General features: G+C 46.5%; 16 protein-coding genes, 3 tRNA genes and 1 pseudogene. 9 read left to right on the top strand and 11 right to left on the bottom strand.

Annotated elements, in window-relative coordinates; genetic code table 11:
- Nucleotides 1-123 (bottom strand): annotated as a pseudogene (locus ABYK60_RS16490) (riboflavin synthase); the annotation flags it as partial.
- Between the two features lie 38 nt (nt 124-161).
- On the opposite strand from ABYK60_RS16490, the gene ABYK60_RS16495 reads away from it, so the two are divergent.
- From ABYK60_RS16495 to ABYK60_RS16505, 3 genes are all read left to right on the top strand, one after another.
- The gene (locus ABYK60_RS16495) at nt 162-1,523 is read left to right on the top strand and encodes an MATE family efflux transporter (RefSeq protein ID WP_372873109.1); all 1,362 of its coding nucleotides are present in this window, start codon (nt 162-164) and stop codon (nt 1,521-1,523) included.
- A 167-nt stretch (nt 1,524-1,690) separates the two neighbouring features.
- Nucleotides 1,691-1,767: transfer RNA gene (locus ABYK60_RS16500), tRNA-Val, on the top strand.
- Between the two features lie 38 nt (nt 1,768-1,805).
- Nucleotides 1,806-1,882, top strand: a tRNA-Val gene (locus tag ABYK60_RS16505).
- A gap of 656 nt (nt 1,883-2,538) precedes the next feature.
- Here ABYK60_RS16505 and ABYK60_RS16510 read toward each other — a convergent pair.
- The 7 genes from ABYK60_RS16510 to ABYK60_RS16540 form a co-directional block, all read right to left on the bottom strand.
- Nucleotides 2,539-3,651 carry a type 1 glutamine amidotransferase domain-containing protein gene (locus ABYK60_RS16510; protein WP_220064542.1) on the bottom strand — a complete coding sequence of 371 codons (1,113 nt, stop codon included), beginning with the start codon at nt 3,649-3,651 and terminating at the stop codon, nt 2,539-2,541.
- An 809-nt stretch (nt 3,652-4,460) separates the two neighbouring features.
- Nucleotides 4,461-5,222 (bottom strand): hypothetical protein, encoded by a 762-nt coding sequence (locus tag ABYK60_RS16515; RefSeq protein ID WP_372873110.1) that lies wholly within the window; start codon nt 5,220-5,222, stop codon nt 4,461-4,463.
- Nucleotides 5,223-5,482: 260 nt separating this feature from the next.
- On the bottom strand, nt 5,483-5,920 hold the full coding sequence (locus tag ABYK60_RS16520; protein WP_372873111.1) for a DUF3592 domain-containing protein: 438 nt from the start codon (nt 5,918-5,920) through the stop codon (nt 5,483-5,485).
- Nucleotides 5,917-6,303, bottom strand: coding sequence for a DUF3592 domain-containing protein (locus ABYK60_RS16525; protein WP_372873112.1), 387 nt, complete (start codon nt 6,301-6,303; stop codon nt 5,917-5,919). The genes ABYK60_RS16520 and ABYK60_RS16525 overlap by 4 nt, the downstream gene beginning before the upstream one ends.
- Nucleotides 6,304-6,523: 220 nt before the next feature.
- Complete coding sequence (locus ABYK60_RS16530; protein WP_220064538.1) at nt 6,524-6,901, bottom strand: nuclear transport factor 2 family protein; 378 nt, start codon at nt 6,899-6,901, stop codon at nt 6,524-6,526.
- 63 nt (nt 6,902-6,964) lie between these two features.
- Nucleotides 6,965-7,138 (bottom strand): hypothetical protein, encoded by a 174-nt coding sequence (locus ABYK60_RS16535; protein WP_220064537.1) that lies wholly within the window; start codon nt 7,136-7,138, stop codon nt 6,965-6,967.
- Nucleotides 7,139-7,206: 68 nt separating this feature from the next.
- Nucleotides 7,207-8,691 (bottom strand): hypothetical protein, encoded by a 1,485-nt coding sequence (locus ABYK60_RS16540; RefSeq protein WP_372873113.1) that lies wholly within the window; start codon nt 8,689-8,691, stop codon nt 7,207-7,209.
- A gap of 193 nt (nt 8,692-8,884) precedes the next feature.
- Here ABYK60_RS16540 and ABYK60_RS16545 point away from each other — a divergent pair, with 193 nt between their 5' ends.
- Nucleotides 8,885-9,532, top strand: coding sequence for a glutathione S-transferase N-terminal domain-containing protein (locus tag ABYK60_RS16545; RefSeq protein WP_220064535.1), 648 nt, complete (start codon nt 8,885-8,887; stop codon nt 9,530-9,532).
- Nucleotides 9,533-9,588: 56 nt separating this feature from the next.
- On the opposite strand, the gene ABYK60_RS16550 is transcribed toward ABYK60_RS16545, so the two are convergent.
- Nucleotides 9,589-10,056, bottom strand: coding sequence for a nuclear transport factor 2 family protein (locus tag ABYK60_RS16550; protein ID WP_372873114.1), 468 nt, complete (start codon nt 10,054-10,056; stop codon nt 9,589-9,591).
- A 124-nt stretch (nt 10,057-10,180) separates the two neighbouring features.
- Complete coding sequence (locus tag ABYK60_RS16555; RefSeq protein ID WP_372873115.1) at nt 10,181-10,591, bottom strand: hypothetical protein; 411 nt, start codon at nt 10,589-10,591, stop codon at nt 10,181-10,183.
- Nucleotides 10,592-10,770: 179 nt separating this feature from the next.
- On the opposite strand from ABYK60_RS16555, the gene ABYK60_RS16560 reads away from it, so the two are divergent.
- From ABYK60_RS16560 to ABYK60_RS16570, 3 genes are read left to right on the top strand one after another with little or no spacing between them, the layout of a single operon-like run.
- Nucleotides 10,771-12,183 carry a S41 family peptidase gene (locus ABYK60_RS16560; RefSeq protein ID WP_372873116.1) on the top strand — a complete coding sequence of 471 codons (1,413 nt, stop codon included), beginning with the start codon at nt 10,771-10,773 and terminating at the stop codon, nt 12,181-12,183.
- A gap of 37 nt (nt 12,184-12,220) precedes the next feature.
- Complete coding sequence (locus ABYK60_RS16565; RefSeq protein WP_220064531.1) at nt 12,221-12,904, top strand: response regulator transcription factor; 684 nt, start codon at nt 12,221-12,223, stop codon at nt 12,902-12,904.
- A gap of 47 nt (nt 12,905-12,951) precedes the next feature.
- On the top strand, nt 12,952-14,142 hold the full coding sequence (locus tag ABYK60_RS16570; protein ID WP_372873117.1) for a sensor histidine kinase: 1,191 nt from the start codon (nt 12,952-12,954) through the stop codon (nt 14,140-14,142).
- Nucleotides 14,143-14,215: 73 nt separating this feature from the next.
- On the opposite strand, the gene ABYK60_RS16575 is transcribed toward ABYK60_RS16570, so the two are convergent.
- On the bottom strand, nt 14,216-14,551 hold the full coding sequence (locus ABYK60_RS16575; RefSeq protein ID WP_372873118.1) for a hypothetical protein: 336 nt from the start codon (nt 14,549-14,551) through the stop codon (nt 14,216-14,218).
- A gap of 291 nt (nt 14,552-14,842) precedes the next feature.
- Here ABYK60_RS16575 and ABYK60_RS16580 point away from each other — a divergent pair.
- Nucleotides 14,843-14,919, top strand: a tRNA-Val gene (locus ABYK60_RS16580).
- A 212-nt stretch (nt 14,920-15,131) separates the two neighbouring features.
- Nucleotides 15,132-16,986: acetate--CoA ligase family protein (locus ABYK60_RS16585; RefSeq protein WP_372873119.1), on the top strand; the 1,855-nt coding region annotated here is incomplete at its 3' end.

A 16,986-nucleotide genomic window follows, 5' to 3' on the forward strand; every position in this document is an offset into this window, starting at 1 on the left:
ACTCGCCCCCGGAATGAGTCCTTCCCTCAATTCTTCTGGCAGGCTCACTGCGAGTGTGTGCATTCCCTCGCGCTTTTCCAGCGCCACCAGTTCACAGGTGGCTTGTACGATACCGGTAAACATTCTTTTTTCGATTCCTTTTAAGGCTAAGGCGTTTTTCTATGCTCAATTCGGGCTTTCAGGCCAAACGACTCATTCAACTGGCAACTCCGGTGCTGGTTGCCCAGATAACCCAAACCATGATGGGCTTTATTGACACCCTGATGGCAGGCCGCGTCAGTGCGGTGGATATGGCCGCGGTGGCCGTTGGTACCAGCTTGTGGCTGCCGGCACTGCTGTTTGTGCAGGGGCTGCTGATGGCGTTCACGCCGGTGTTTTCCCAACTGCATGGTGCCAATGACGAGACGGCAATTCGTCCGCTCGCCTGGCAGGCAGCTTATATTGCCATAATTGGCGCCCTTGGGGTGATGCTGTTTCTCAGCCTGTCGTCACATATTCTGTCCTACATGGAACTGGAGCCAGAACTGAGGCGCCTGTCGGAAGGCTACCTGTTCGGCTTTATGTGGGGGGTACCCGCCTTTGTGCTGTACCAGGTATTAAGAGGCATGAGTGAAGGCATCTCCTACACCCTGCCAACCATGGTGATTGGCTTCGTTGGTCTTGCGGTGAACATTCCGGCCAACTACATCTTTATTTACGGTCATTTTGGCATGCCTGCCATGGGCGGTGCCGGCTGCGGCGTGGCAACCGCGCTGGTGTTCTGGGCCATGTTGGTGGCCATGCTGATATACATGGCGTGGCATTCTAAGTTTGCCCAGCTCTCGCCCCACACCGGACTCGATAAACCCTGCGTATCCACCATGTGGCGCATGACCAAGTTGGGTGCGCCTATCGCCATGGCGCTGTTTTTTGAGGTTAGCTTGTTTGCCATCATAGCGCTGCTGCTTGCCCCTCTGGGTGCCAATGTGGTGGCCGGACATCAAATTGCGCTCAATTTTTCATCGATTGTGTTTATGTTGCCACTGTCGATAGGGATTGCCGTCTCTATCCGTATCGGTTATTACCTGGGGCGTGATCAGGCCGACGTTGCCGCACTGGTGGCTAAAGTCGGCCTGGCGCTGGCACTCTTTATGGCCTCCATTACCGCGGTGATAACCGTGGTGTTTCGGGTCGAAATCGCAAGGCTTTACAACACCGACCCTGCGGTGGTGACGCTTGCTTCCAGTTTGATGTTTATGGCCGCTTTGTATCAATTATCAGACTCGGTGCAGGTGGTGGCCGCCGGTGCCCTTCGTGGTTACAAGGATACCCGCAGCGCCTTTTACATCACCCTGGTGTCTTACTGGGCCATCGGCATGACCCTGGGTTATACCCTCGCCTACACAGATATTCTGGTACCGGCCATGGGCGCGCACGGATTTTGGTCGGGCCTTATCGCAGGGCTCACCACGGCGGCAATCCTGTTCGCCATCCGATTGAGATATATCCAGAAAAAAGCGCCAGTGTTTAAATTGGCCGACTGACGCGCCAACGGGCTGGATTTGCTGCCCAGCAGCCCCTGAGTTGCGCAGCAAATCACCATTTGAGGCGCTTTGCTGATATTTTTACTTGCATGGCGCCCTTGGCGCCCCTTAATATAGCGCTCGTTCGTTGCTGCCCTTGTGTATCTACAGGGGCATCAAAACATAATACACCCGTAGCTCAGTTGGTTAGAGCACTACCTTGACATGGTAGGGGTCGGTGGTTCGAGTCCACTCGGGTGTACCACTCTATTCACAGAGTCTAAAAACTGAAATTCAAACAATACACCCGTAGCTCAGCTGGTTAGAGCACTACCTTGACATGGTAGGGGTCGGTGGTTCGAGTCCACTCGGGTGTACCATTTTTTTGCTATCCATCTGTTTACAAAGCAAATCTTCACTTAGATCACAAATACACTTCAACTCCAGTCGTGCCACTTTATGCTGTTTTGGTGACAAATTCCGTTTTATACATCCTGAACGGAAGAACTCAAACAGAAGGCGATAAGTATCCGCTTTATCGACACGAAAAACCATCAATCGCGTGGTTTTTCACCTTTGTGCCAAATCGGTGCCAAACAAACTGTCACCGACTCAAACTTTTGTGGCTCAGAGTGACCCCTACCCGAGGGAGTCTGCGATTAAGTACTCCGCTTATCCTTAAAGATGCCCCAATGCATTTTTATTTACGGTGGTTAATTTACGGCGTGATGACTAAGCTCTGGCTTTGACAACGACAACAGGCAAAGGCATTCAACTTCACCATACCGAGGCCTTCTGAAGTTGAATAACGCCGCCAATATGGTGTTGACTATCAAAGCCCCGTAAGGCGTTGCTTACAACGGTATCTGCTGCAATACAGCCCTTGCAAAAGAATAAGGCCATTCGTTGCAAACCGTGCTTTGCATCTATCCGTTGTAAACTCACGCAGAGCAAGCACAAGACTTATTCGCACATTCCCTAAGGTCGCTGTTGAAAAGGAGTGATGTGAGATTATTTGGCTTAATAACTCTCAAAATTAGAAGTTTATCTCAGTATATTTCGCAAGTTTGAATTTTAGTTCATCAAGATATTCATGTTCAGGATAGCGCTCAACAAACTGCTCATAAACCGTTTTGGCTTGTCGTAGCAGGCCTTGCTCCAGTGACTGCATAATAAGCTGCACGTCATACTCCGGGTGCGAGAAATGCTTACTGATGGTATGCATAATCGCCAACTCACGGGCTTTATCTGCATCATCTGCCAAACGGTAAGCGTAAAAGCCATATAACGCCAGATAGTTGATATCGATGTTGTGATCGCTGCTTTGCAACGCGAGGTCAATCACTACAGGACCATTCTGGCGTGCTTGTGACAATAGTTGCATCGTGTTTTCATCGGTAAACGGATGCCTAGCTTTAACTGGTAAACCAAGCGCAAGTACCATCGCCTCTGCCGCTTTCGCCACTGAGCCGGGGTTTTGTGCCGTGATTAGATTGCCGTCAACGGCAACATACGGCAGCATCGGCGCATTCTGGACAAACTGAGCACCGTTCTTTACTAATCGATCTTGCAGTAGAAACGGAAACATCGCGATATGTTCACTGCTAAAAGCCTGCTCTTCAATATTAGTGAAACCATTTACCCATTTACCCGCCACAAAGTAGCGTCCATCCGGCAGTTTAATATCAGCAATTGCCGCCGGGCCATGACATACAGCCGTTATCACTTTATCGCTATATACGGCGTTTGTTAGTAGCTGCTGTGTCGCCGGATGGCTTGGCAAATCCAACATCGCGCCCGAGCCACCAACGATAAACACGCCATCATAGGGCTTAATATCAGCTTCAAATGTCGCCATTGTTTCTGCTAATTGCTCAGACGCCAGCGCTTTAAAACGCTGAATATAATCCAGAGAATCTTTATTGTTTTTGACTAGTACGGCACCGCCTTTCGGGCTGGCGATATCCAGCTTTACGCCGTTGTCATGCAGCACCAGATATGACTGTGCCAGCTCTTCCAAATCGTAACTAAGTTCGGGGTTTGCTTCTGTAGCGTAACTGGAAATCAGCATAAGCACGCGTTTCTCATCAGCCAATGCCGCCTGACTAATAAGTAAAGCTGTACTGAATAGATAGGTTAACCATTTCATCGTATTACTCCTGTTAATTGACAGGCGCAGCTTAACTAAATGAACGTCGCAATATCGTGAAGGCTAACATGCCGAGTCAGTTCGACTTTACACCAATGATAATATTTGCGAATAACAGCCTCTTTGCAATGTTCAACGATAAATACACCCAGGTAAACTATAGGCAGCTGCGTTTGTGGATGAATGCCTTTTTGCGTGCTGTCCGCACAGGATAACAACTACTGATTGATTAAATGTGAACACATCCACTAAAGTTGCTGACAATGAATGAAATACCTTTACGGATCAGTTAATCGAGAATCATCCGTGACCCAAGGCAAGTACCTGTGCCCCACGTCATCCATTAACAAAGCCAGGTCATTCTCCAATTCTTGAGCTGTAGCAGCTATCAAACCCCGTAGGGAGTGGGTTACAGCGGTATCTGCTGCGTTACAGCTCTTAAAAAGGACTAAAGCCGTTCTCTGCTCTCTGTGCCTTGCTTCTATCCGTTGTAAACCAACGGAGGCCAAGCACGAGACTTATTCACACCTTCCTTAGATTAATTTGAAATTGTCAGACGAATTAAAGAGTTAATACTAAAAACTCCAGCAAACTTAATCCCCAACGGCTGAATTCCGCCTTCCAGATACACTTTGTGTCGGCGTGAAACCGCATCATCAACCAGGCCTTTGCCTTCTGGGTGATAAGCTCGTGAACGCCTTGTTAAGGTGTGAACAACGTAATATAAAGACGAGTGGCACTGAGCCGTAAACACCAAACGCAACGCATGGTAAAATGCCATGTGTTGCGAATCACTACTAAACAATCTGTCATGTTTCATTGTTCAAAACAACAAAACCATTTAGGTAGTTTTTATTATCATGCTTAAAACTTATTTCTAGTCTTACTTTACCTTTCTCAATTTTGCTCACTCGGTAACTACCTTTTGATATTACTAGGTTATCTGACGGAGGAGTGTGGATGGTAATATTTTCGGTTCCATTCATATTCCCACCAACACCATTAAGGTTTAGTTTGGAAATTATTAATTTTGGGCGCTTACAGGTACCGCTGTATTCTGTATCACACTCCTCTGGATGTAACGATATGCTTGTGCTTATTTTGTCCCCCCAGTCTATGACTCGATAGTCAATTTTCTTAACACGCCATTCTTGACCATCAATTTCACCGGAAAGCTCCATGCTTTCAAAGTCATAGCAGTACTTTCTAACGGGCTCATTTTGGGATTTAAGCACTTCAAACAAGTTTTTAATCGTTGCTTTTGAATCTACTTTTTTAACACCATCGATTTCAACAATCGAGGTCATTACTTTAAATTCTGGATAACAATAGCGCTTTATATTAACCAAAACACCGCCATCATCCTTACCTGCAATGGCAAAGCTTTCTATGTCAAGTTTTAAGTGTTTAAATATGTTTATTTGCTCAGGTTCTGCTAGCGTGGTTACTAGAGCGGTAAGATTATAACCTTGTTGAGACTCCCAATATTTTGTGGCCACTAAAACATCTTCAGTTGCTTTAGAACAACCAAATAATGAAGCCAGCATAAAAAAATAGATTATTTCTTTCATAAAGTTCCTTTTAAATATTTTTATTAACTCATAAATTCGAATAAGAAACATAACAATCGCAACATTCTCCATAACGATGCGGCTAAGTATATGTACATGCAGAAGCCGTTTTGAGAACTGCTTCGTATTCTTTGCCTGTTATTGATTATTCTTTGCTAAGCGTTGACGTAGCGATAGTACATGCAATAGCCATCATTAAACTAACACTTAATAAAAATGCACTAGCTCCGAGACGAGGCGGATAGTCTGCCTTGGCTGACTTAAATTTTTGTCTTTATTAGCTTTCTAAAAAAAATATTTGTCAGCAGGCAAAGCAGCGTCAAGATAAGAAAAGCACTACTAAGCAGGCTATGAAAGTACAACTCATCCCAACGTTTTATTCTAGCTTGATGCGGGTTTTGTTCGGAAAAATATACGTCTACCACTTCGCCCAGCTGCCAACGCGGATAGCCAAGTGCCCGACCTTTTACCTTGTAGCTGGTACCCGCATACTGAAACTCGGCTACCGGCTGTAAATCAGTTGATGACGCCTGACCATTAACAGAAGTAGACAGGCGGGCCTTACTACCAAAGCCAATTACGGTGGCAGGCGTAACGGTTAAGCCTGCTGTAAAAGAGGACTCTTGCAAATAAAAATAGCCGGTTGCCAGACACAACAACATCACCACGACAACTGCAGGTATATATTTAACACTCATGACGCTACTCCTAAATACAGTGCTGGTAGCCCCAGAACAATAAACAGACAAGCCATCACAGGGTTATTCGCCCTAGCCAGCCTAGCTTTATCCTCATGTCCTGGTATAAACAATATGTCCACCTGCTCACCTTCTTCCATTATTTTGCGGTAATAGGAGGTGTTGGATTTCATCTCGTATCGTACGTTGTGCATGCTAAATTCAAAGTAAGGCCGGTACAGGGTTCTTACTCTGCTATCGCGATCTTTTCTTTGATATTCATCAACCCGGGTTATCCTACCTTGTATTTTTTCAGCCTTGTACAAATACCAAAAGTAGTCACACAGCATGCAGACACCAAGTAGCAAAAAGACTGAGCCAATAAAGAGCAACATCAGGTTCATATATAGATCCAAAAAGCATTTATCATGATTTCTTGGTGGCAAATCGCCAGACTCAAATTAACAGCCTAGTTGTCGGTAAAATGTGAAGCGAATAACTGGAATGAATCGCTACTAGCCTCCCAGACACCTCTTAGTTAGATAAACTAACTCACAGAAAGTTGCTTATGAGTGCCAATACACTTTTTCCTATGCATAAGCCGGTTTTACATAAACCGCCTCTTCAACCTTTAGCAAGCTCTGCTGCAAATAGCTCTGCTTTACCAACAGAGAACGAGGCCGTGCTTATTACTCCCTGCTTTATCTCGTAGACACACAGCATCTCAACCTGGCCCTTGCCTTCAGGAAAATTCCGTGTGATAAGCTCATGATCTACTACAATATTATTCATAACGATGCGGCTAAGTAGATGTGCATGCAGATCTGGCTCAGCAAACCGAATAGCAATACGCTGGCGCATTTCTTCATGGCCGCAGGCTATTTGTTCACCATGTAAGTTGAACTGCCTGGCATCTTTGGCATAGGTGCTTAACCAACCGGCAATGTCTTTGCGGTTGTAAAAATCCAGTTGACGCTGCACTATCGCGATACAATTATCCATTAGTTTCCTTTATTCCATTATCGCGTTTAATTGTTAACTCTTCGGTGTGCAAAGATACAATCCTTATTTTTTTAACGCGGTTTGGTTGTACAAAAGCACACTTAGCTGTCCATCTGTTTCAGTAAAGCTGACTTCCACGTTTTGCATTGACTTGGGCTGTTGCAAGTTGCCTTGTGCTATACAAAATGGTGGGAGCAGGCCAATCAGCACCAATAAAAAAGACACATAGATTTTCATCTTCGTCTTCCATTTAATATTCAATATCAAGCTAGCACGTTAAATATCAAGATTCCGAGAAAGTCTCACTAACCATTGGTACAAATATCAAAACCAGCCGGGCAGGTTTTCGGCGTAAAATCGCTGGTCCATTGCCTGAATTCGGCCATGCTGAACTGACGCCAGCCGCGGATATCTACCAGCGTTTTTACATCGAGTCTTAGCTCGTCTAGCGCCTGAGCAAAGCGCACCATATCGTGGTAAATGCGTGGCTTAGCAGTTTTTAACTCGGTGACATAGTGATCTTCTGCCAGCACAATACCGGCAGCAGGTATATACGCCAGCAAATAATGTTGTGCATGAGCAGTGGCAATATCAAACAGCTTCAGATCACCCAGCGTGAATGCTGCACGCTCAGGGATTAACAACAGCCTATCCGGCTGCGCAGCTGTGGCATGTTTTAAAATTGTTTCTTGGTGCTTTTCAGCAACGACCAGTGTTGCCCCTAATGCCAAAGCATTGTCTAGCCCACGCACGTTAGCATTATGATGATGGGTAACGACAAAGTACTTTAGCGGCTTATCTTGCAATGACAGCTTTTTAATTTCGGCAAAATTATCAGCCAGTGTCTCTGCTGCGCCCATAGCGATGTAATGATCGACTTGTTCAATAAATACTGTCAGTGTCCGGCCTTTACCGGCCTGATAAACGCCAGTGCTAAGCTTTTTCGCAGTAAATTCTGAGCCATCAATGGTTTCACCCCAGGGCGTAAAATTCGCATAACCGCTAAAGGCCGCTGTTAAATCTGGGTCAAGTGTCAAGTCACGGTGCACTGAGCTTAGCCGCAGCTGGCCATTAACGAAGAAATTCATATCACGGGCAAAAGCCACTTTAATCGCTGTGTTGTGATTGGAGAATACATACAACATGTCGCCTGCTCGCGGGTGCTGGCGCAAAATTTTATGGATGAGTCCGGAAGTTTTATCAACAAAGTAGGTGTAGCGCTCACCGGATGCGTGCTGCAACATTAACTTTTGCTGCACCCGGCCACGAAAATACTCATCTCCAAGGTACTCCAGCTCTGCCGTCAGACTGGCCAAGCGCCTGGCTTGCAGCGCATCGCTGCTGCGCTCTAATGATGCACCTAAACGGTCAAAGTTTGCCCAGCTTTCTTCTGAGTATTTTTCATGCAGAATGTCGTACATAATGGTGCTATCGCCCTGCTGCACCCACTTTTCCAAATCCAGCGTGCTGCGCGGCACCCGATATGATAATAAGCTCTTGCGCCGGTTTTTATAGTCGATAGTCAGCTCTTCGTTGATACGCCATAACTCAGGCACATCAGGTGATTCCCCTTCACCGGGCCAGGGCCCTTTGTTGTAATCGACGACTTTAATGCTGTTCGCCTGCAGTAGAACATTACCACCATAGGCCATAATCATTTTGTCGACTATCGACGATACGTGTTCGTTCGATTCAATGTAAGCCGCTGCATTATGTTCTACGGCGAAACCAGAGAATGTCACTAGTTTGAATACCAGACAGCCACCGGCCAAATAAGTTAATAGTTTCATCCGCGTTTATCCTGTTATGTCATAGCTAAAAACTAGCAAAGCAAATGTCGTGAAATTGTGAAAAATCAAAAGTCATTCAACGCAAACAAAATCTTCACACTGGGCAGAGTATACTTTGATACCTCAGCAGACCTTAAAATCAATGTTTTAAGGATACTCAGGCGACATCTCTATCTAAAAGAAGGATTTTAGTGTGCAGCAACTTATCTGGGTTATCGATTCCCCCTACTCACGGGCGATAAAGTGGCTATTGTTACGCCACGACATTGCCCATGACGATTATCTGTTGACTTGGCAAACGCTGAAGACAGACCCGGTATTGCGCCTGTGCAACCCGAAACAGCAAGTCCCTACTCTGATTGAAGGTGGCATTTCCAGCTATGATTCACTGTTAATTGCGCAGCAAATCTTACCTTTTCATTGGCATCAGACCACGGATGCCAAAATTTTCCGTTTGGGTGATGCCGACTTTGAAAAAGCGATCATCTTTTTCTTTAGAGCAAACTTACTGGCAGAGAAGTTTGGCGCAAGTGAGCAAAGTACACTGCTGTTCGACGCAGGACGGCAGTGCTATTGTAGTAGTGTTGATATGCTGTTTGACCACTTATTTCCTCAACTGGCAAACGCTATACAAGACATTGAGCTTAATATTGGTGTAGTACTGGCATTTTCCACCATTTTGGCCTGTCGCGCCCAGGCGCAGCATGCGGATATTGCTAACTACCGGATGACACAGCTGCGTAGCTTGTCAGATCGTCTTGCAGCAGATACCAGCTATCAGCGGATGATAAAGCAATACCTGAGCTGCGCTGACTGCGAATTACCCTTTTTAATATACTGAACGGTACTTTCACACTGATTACACAAAATCGTTGTTATTGTTTGTTAGTCGATAAATTACAACCCATGGTGACGTCTTATGTGTTTTATTTTACCGTGATCATTAAACTCCAATGAAAAAATGTGTACAGCGGTATATTCAATTGGTTTGTCCATATGACCAGGCTGACCTTTTGCATGTTCTTTAAACTTAACGAGGGCGACATTGCGGCCAACCATTATTTCCAAAATATCGATGTTGCTGAAGTATATTTTGTCTTTTAGTTTTGAGACCAGTCCAGACCGTAACTCCTCTTTACTGGTAACGGTGACATTAAATTTAATATGTTCGTCCTTAACGTCGTCAGCTAAAAATGACAGGAAGTGGTCAATGTCTTGTTCATTCGAGTTGGGTTGTTGCCGTTGGTTTTTTGCTTCGATAAATTGTTGTGTTAAACCTTTTAACTCTGATTCCGTTAGTGGATTGGCTGCGAGTGCAGACGTAAAGATCACATAAAAAAATAGAATTGAAAGTACATTTTTCATTATCTTCTCCTTGGTTGTATAACGCCTTGGTTACGACGGTAATTGAGAAGAGCAAGAATGCTCTAAGATTTGATAAGCAAAAAACATGCTTGTGGCACGTAATAGCTACCCGTTAACCAACTTGTCATATGTAAAAGTTTGACTGTGCACCTATAAAACAAATCAATGACAACGACACTCCAATTAAAGGTATTCTGAACCAATATCTGTACGCTAAAAACAAATAGCCAGCGCTGAATACAACTGGTATAGAAGAAAACCATACTGACCCTTTAATAAAATCAACATGATTTAAGGCTAAGGGGATATACATAAAAGCAAAAAGAATAAGACCAAGACTATGACTTAAATTGAAACCTATCCAGGCTTCCCACATTGTCGTTTCTGTAGTGATTTTTGGTGATGTGCTTTTCATACCATCGAGCACGGATAAATCGTAAACAGAGAACTTATCAGTTAAGAGTATATAAACAATGTGCACAACACCCAAAACACCAAGAACGGATGCACCGACAATGAGTAATATTTGATACACGGCAATTCCTCTCTATTGATCCACATATTACAAGGTGTAAGCACGGGATAACACCTGCCGTGGTTTAGAGTTCAACTCTAGCCCGTTATATGTCGTGATTGTGTGAAGCGCCCTACTGCCGACAAAATCTTCACACTGTCTTTGGTAGCTTTCACAACAGAGACACAGGAGTCGAAGTTATGAAAGCCATTATCAGTATTTTAATCAGTGGCACCTTAATATTAAGCGGTTGCACTGGCGCCCATCTGGATATATTTCCCGAGTTGGAAAATCCAGCGCTTATGCAGCAGAAAATTGCGCCTGAATTATTACATCAGGATATTGATGCCCTGGTCGCCGGGGCAAAATTGCGCCACCCGGATTTTGCCGGCTATGCCGATGAAGTAGCGCTATATCAACAGGTGGCTGCAGTTAAAGCCAACATCACTGCACCGATGACCCGGGTAGAATTTTTCCGTCATATCGGCCAACTATCGCATCTGTTTCAAGATGGCCACAGCTTTTTAATCTGGCCCTATCAGGAGCTGAACGCGCTGCGCGAACAAGGTGCTAAGCCTTTTCCATTTTTAGTTAAGCTAAGTAACAACGGCGTGTTCGTTGCAAAACAATATAAATCCGCCGAGAAGCAATTACCCGCTGGTGCTCAGCTAATCAGTATCAACGGCGTGCCGGTTACCGATATTTTTGCCAATACTCAGCGCTATGTCGGTGGCGAAACCGCTGTGTTACGTCAGGCTTTTGTTGCTGAACGTCTGCCATTTTTACTCTGGGCTGTGTACGGTTTTATCAATCAGTTCGGCGTCGAATTTGTCCATCAGGGCAAAACACAACGCCTGTTTGTCGATAACAAACACAACTGGCAGGTGGCAGAAAATCAACCGCAAATGACTGATGAGCTGTCATACCGCCAATTGAATGCAGCCACCGGATACTTAAATGTGCCCAGCTTTGATGTAGAACCAGGGGCGTTTTCTGACCAGCTAACAGCCGCTTTTAGCCAGATTGCCAAAGACAACATCAGCGCGCTGATTATTGATATCCGGCATAACACTGGCGGTAACACCGATACGGCTACTGAGCTGGCCAGCTATATCGCCAATAAACCGTTTCGGTTGGTGTCGCAGATGACTGAGAAGCTGAACGCAGACAATCGCGGCCTGTTTGGGTATAAAGGTGACATGGGTGAGATTATCAGCACCGAGTGGCATGACTACGTTAAACCAAACAGCTCGGCTCAACATTTCGACGGCCAGGTGGTCGTGCTCATTGGCCCGGTAACCTATTCGGCGGCGATTGTGTTTGCCACCACAGTGCAAGATAACCAATTTGGCTTGCTCGTGGGGCAAGCAACTGGCGGGTTTGCTAACCAAACTGCGCAGGGTAACTTGTTTAATTTACCTCACTCAAAGTTAAGGGCTTATGTGGCAACCCGTTTGTTGGTAAGGCCGAGCGGTAACAGCGCGGTTAGTGCAGTAATACCGGATCTGCCTGTCGCAGATAAGCTGCAGGGTCAACAAAACGGTATAGACACAACATTGCAGCAGGTCTTACAGCATCTGAGTACGACGGATAACCATGCTAAGCTGCAATAGGCCATACGCATCCTAAATACAACAGAGAGCAAGCGTCATGACAATATTGTCGGTACTGGTGATTGAAGACACCCCGGAGATTGGCCGCGAGGTATGTGACTTTCTTAGTGCTCAGGGCATGCAGGTAGATTATGCTGCCACCGGCAATCTGGGACTGTCATTAACACAGCAACAACATTACGATGTGATTGTGCTGGATGTAATGCTGCCAGATATCAATGGTGTTACGGTGTGTAAAACACTGAAGCAAAGTTGCGATCCGGTACCGGCAGTGTTAATGCTGACAGCACGTGACAGCATCGCCGATAAAAGCCTTGGCTTTGATGCCGGTGCCGATGATTACCTCACCAAACCGTTTGACCTGACCGAATTATTGCTGCGTTGCCAGGCGTTAGCACGCCGCCATCAGCTACATCAGTCACAAACTATTGTGATTGGTGAACTAGCCGTAAACGAAAAGCAGCAACTGGCGGAGCGCCAGGGGCAAAGCCTGAAACTTAGCAGCACGGACTTTGCCATTCTGCTGCTATTGGTACAGGCTTACCCGAATGCGGTTAGCCGCCAACAGCTGGTGAACAAAATATGGGGTGACGAAGCGCCGGACAGCGATGTTGTCCGCTCGCATATTTACACCCTGCGCCAGGCATTGGATAAACCCTTTGCCACACCAATGCTGGCAACCTTGCACGGCATCGGTTTTAAACTGCAGGTACAAGGCTAAGTATGTTGACGTCCCATAGTTTGAAGTCCAGCTTACAGCGCAGCATAGTGGTATTTAGCCTGCTGTTAGCCCTGTGCTTTATGCTATTGATGCTCGGCTACGCCTGGGTCGTTGAAGATAATGTGTTTAACCGCCTGGTTACGGCTGAAGCTGAGCATATTAGCCGGCAATATAAGCAAACCGGCAATGTTATTGCTCCCAGTCAGCCGTTTATGACACTGCATGCCGGCTGGCATGCGATGCCCGATGAGATCCATCAATTGCATAGGCTGGAACCAGAGCGGGTAGAGTTTCCTAATGGCAGCGGCGGTACTTTACACCTGCAAACTATAGCGCTGGGTAACACAGAATGGGTACTTTCAGCAGATGTTAGCGGCTTTGAAGTGACCCGTGATTATCTGCCCAAACTACTACCATATCTGGCATTTGCTCTAGTGCTGGTATTGACGTTGGCTTACCTGTTATCGCGCTATTTAGCCGTGAAAATAACCCAGCCATTACAATACATCACCAATAAAGTGCAGCAACATAAGTCAGAAACCGTCTTACAGCTTAAAAGCGAACTTCCGGCTAATGAGATAGGTTATTTAGGACAAACAATTCAGCTCTACATTAACCAGTTACAAACTACACTGGCGCGTGAAACCGACTTTACCCGTGATATCAGCCATGAACTACGTACTCCGGCAACCGTGCTGAAAATGGTGTTAAACCGCTTGGAACCTGCTGTTGAGCTTGATAAGGATTCATTAGTCAAACTTAAACACGCTGCCCAGCAGATGGAACAAACCATTCACGCGCTGCTGGCACTGGCCAGAGAAGAATCACTGCAACAACAAGATCTTTGTCTATTGGAAGAGATTGAATGTTGCCTGGTGAACAATCCCGCATTAATGCGCCAGCACGAATTGCAATTACAATTGCAAATTTCGGCAAATTACCGCATCAAAGCAAATAAAAATTTACTGCATATTTTGTTGAATAATATCATCAATAACGCGCTGACCCATGGTAGTGCAAGACAGATCAAGATAAGCTTAACCGGCGATACCCTCACTATTGCCAACCCAATGGAAGATGAGTGTCCTGATAATCTGTTTGTTCCAGGTGTAAAACGTTACAGCAGTTCAGGTATCGGTCAGGGCCTGCATATCGTGAACCGGATATGTCAGCGCAACCAATGGCAGTTAACCTCTCGTCAGCATGAAAACTGGTTTTACCTCGGCATTGAATTTTAAGGTGGCCCACCCATTAAGCAAACGTACGCAAGATGAACGTGCAGTTACTGTTTTTTTAGTGCCCTGGGCGTATTCAATACGGTGTTGTTGAGTGGCTATTTATGTCTTTGAGACCGAATTTCATCTTACACAGCTTGTGAAATGTCAGTAATCCGGAAACCAATCGGTAGTGCCCAGTCGCGGTTTTGCACACCAAAATGGGGGCTTGGTAGGCATCAAGCATGATGGTGGCAGATGGTTCAGACGCATCGTCTGAACTGGGTTTTAGCGTACTAAACAAATTAAAGTTTTCGACAAATAGCTGTACTGATTTGTCGAGCTTTACCCGGTGGAAAGCCACCCGTTCAAACTTAACATCAGCGAGCAATTTGGCCATTTCGCGTTGTATGAATTCTGCCTGTTCATTCATCAAATACCGCCGCACATGATGGGGTAGTGGTCAACTTTGACATTTACAGGATGTGCCTGTTTTGTGACCAAAACTACACCAGTTTTAGAATAAATCCAGTAAAACGATTAAACGACAAAGATAGTTGTGGAATTTTATTGTTTATAAAACATCAATATAATATAAAGAACATATGGGTGTAGAAATTGCTGAGTTCGATGATTAACGTCTTGACATGGTAGGGGTCGGTGGTTCGAGTCCACTCGGGTGTACCACTCTTTCACAGAGTCTAAAAAGTGAAATTCATACAATACACCCGTAGCTCAGCTGGTTAGAGCACTACCTTGACATGGTAGGGGTCGGTGGTTCGAGTCCACTCGGGTGTACCATTTAAACCTGCCGCGGCAGGTTTTTTTGTACCCAGGTTTTCTCTCCCACCTCTGCTTCGTACCGATTTCAACTGGTTTGCAAAGCCGCGACACTCCCCATTGCGTATTAACATCATAATTTCATGATATTTCTCAAGTGAAGCAGACCTTAGCTTAATGTAGACTGTTCACTATACATTGGTCGTCCGCAGCGCCATTAGGATGGAGTCTTCATGAGTCAGCGCACCCTCAATACCCTGTTCAAGCCCTCCTCTATCGCCATCATAGGTGCATCCAACGGCCATAAGCGTGCCGGTAACGTGGTGATGAAAAACCTGCTCGCAGGCGGATTTGCCGGACCCATTATGCCGGTTACGCCAAAATATCAGGCGGTGATGGGCGTACTGGCCTACCCGAGTATCGAGGCGCTGCCAATCAAGCCGGATCTGGCTATCATTTGCACCCGCGCCGCCCAAATCCCCGGCATTGTCGAAACTCTGGCTCAGTTTGGCTGTAAAGTGGCGATTATCATGGCCTCCGGCATGGCGCAGGAATTCGATGGCGACGGCCGCAATCTGCTGGAGCTCACCTTAAATAATGCCAAACGCTATGGCATGCGTATTCTTGGCCCCAACAGTTTGGGCATGATGCTGCCAAACGTTGGGCTTAACGCCAGCCTGGCGCACACCTCTGCCCAAGGAGGAAAGATTGCTTTTGTCAGCCAGTCGGCGGCGGTGTGTACCACAGTGCTGGATTGGGCCAATAACAAGGGCATAGGTTTTTCATCTTTTATCTCCCTTGGCGATGCCAGCGACATTGATTTTGACGAGCTGCTAGACTTTCTTGGTCGTGATGGCCGCACCAGCGCCATCATGCTGTACATGGACTCCATCAACGAAAAACGCCACTTTCTTTCTGCTGCCCGCGCAGCTGCGCGCAATAAACCCATTCTTGTGATCAAATCCGGTCGCAGCCGTGAAGGTGCGGGTGCGGCCAAATTACACACCGGCGGTATAAGCGGCAGCGATGCAGTATACGAGGCTGCCTTCAGGCGTGCCGGTATGCTGCGGGTGAATGATTTGATTGAACTTTTTGCCGCCCTTGAGAGCCTGAATCACGGCAACGATCTTAAAGGTGAACGCCTTGGCATTATCAGTAATGGCGGCGGCCCGGCGGTATTGGCGGTGGATGAGCTTATTGGTCGAGGTGGCAAGTTGGCCGAGCTTTCACCTGAGACCATTAGTGCGCTGGATAAGGTATTGCCGCCCACCTGGTCCGGGCAAAACCCTATCGACATTATCGGCGATGCCGGTGCCAGGCGTTATGTTGATACTCTCAATATTCTGATGGACAGTGGCGATGTGGACGCGATTCTGGTGCTGCACTCGCCATCGGCACTCGGTGAAAGCGAAGAGATAGCTGAAGCCATGAGCGAAGCCATTAAAAAGCATCCCCACCGCAGCAAGCTCAATATTCTTACCAACTGGAGCGGCGAAGATTCAGCTTACCGGGCCCGCAAACGCTTTACCAAAGCCGGTGTATCTACCTACCGAACTCCAGAGGGTGCTGTGGGCGCTTTTATGCACATGGTGGAATATCGCCGTAACCAAAAACTGCTTCAGGAAGTCCCTCTGTCAATTACCGATAAAGTACCCCATGATGCAGTACGAGCCAGGCTGGCAATTAGTGCCGCCCTGGCCAAAGGAAAGTCGGTACTGGAAACCCACGAAGCCAGCCCGATATTATCGGCCTATGGCCTGAACACTATAGATACCTGGTTCGCCAAAGACGATGACGAAGCAGTCGCTATTGCCAGCCGAATTGGTTATCCGGTGGCACTAAAAATTCAATCACCTGACATCTTGCACAAATCCGACGTACACGGGGTGATGCTGAACTTAAGCTCTGAAGAAGATATCCGCCACGCGGCAACCGCCATGATGCAGCGGGTGCATCAATCCAACCCTGAAGCCGCTATCGAAGGTCTGATCGTGCAACGAATGGCGCTTACTGCCGGAGCACAGGAGCTACGGATTGCGGTGATAAACGATCCGGTATTCGGACCGGCCATTTGTTTAGGAGAAGGTG

This window comes from Shewanella sp., assembly GCF_041630135.1.
In the GTDB taxonomy this organism is placed as follows: domain Bacteria; phylum Pseudomonadota; class Gammaproteobacteria; order Enterobacterales; family Shewanellaceae; genus Shewanella.

Coding starts and splice junctions, on each gene's coding strand:
- ABYK60_RS16495 (WP_372873109.1), top strand. CDS start 162: ATGCTCAATTCGGGCTTTCAGGCCAAACGACTCATTCAACTGGCAACT.
- ABYK60_RS16510 (WP_220064542.1), bottom strand. CDS start 3,651: ATGAAATGGTTAACCTATCTATTCAGTACAGCTTTACTTATTAGTCAG.
- ABYK60_RS16515 (WP_372873110.1), bottom strand. CDS start 5,222: ATGAAAGAAATAATCTATTTTTTTATGCTGGCTTCATTATTTGGTTGT.
- ABYK60_RS16520 (WP_372873111.1), bottom strand. CDS start 5,920: ATGAGTGTTAAATATATACCTGCAGTTGTCGTGGTGATGTTGTTGTGT.
- ABYK60_RS16525 (WP_372873112.1), bottom strand. CDS start 6,303: ATGAACCTGATGTTGCTCTTTATTGGCTCAGTCTTTTTGCTACTTGGT.
- ABYK60_RS16530 (WP_220064538.1), bottom strand. CDS start 6,901: ATGGATAATTGTATCGCGATAGTGCAGCGTCAACTGGATTTTTACAAC.
- ABYK60_RS16535 (WP_220064537.1), bottom strand. CDS start 7,138: ATGAAAATCTATGTGTCTTTTTTATTGGTGCTGATTGGCCTGCTCCCA.
- ABYK60_RS16540 (WP_372873113.1), bottom strand. CDS start 8,691: ATGAAACTATTAACTTATTTGGCCGGTGGCTGTCTGGTATTCAAACTA.
- ABYK60_RS16550 (WP_372873114.1), bottom strand. CDS start 10,056: ATGAAAAATGTACTTTCAATTCTATTTTTTTATGTGATCTTTACGTCT.
- ABYK60_RS16560 (WP_372873116.1), top strand. CDS start 10,771: ATGAAAGCCATTATCAGTATTTTAATCAGTGGCACCTTAATATTAAGC.
- ABYK60_RS16565 (WP_220064531.1), top strand. CDS start 12,221: ATGACAATATTGTCGGTACTGGTGATTGAAGACACCCCGGAGATTGGC.
- ABYK60_RS16575 (WP_372873118.1), bottom strand. CDS start 14,551: ATGAATGAACAGGCAGAATTCATACAACGCGAAATGGCCAAATTGCTC.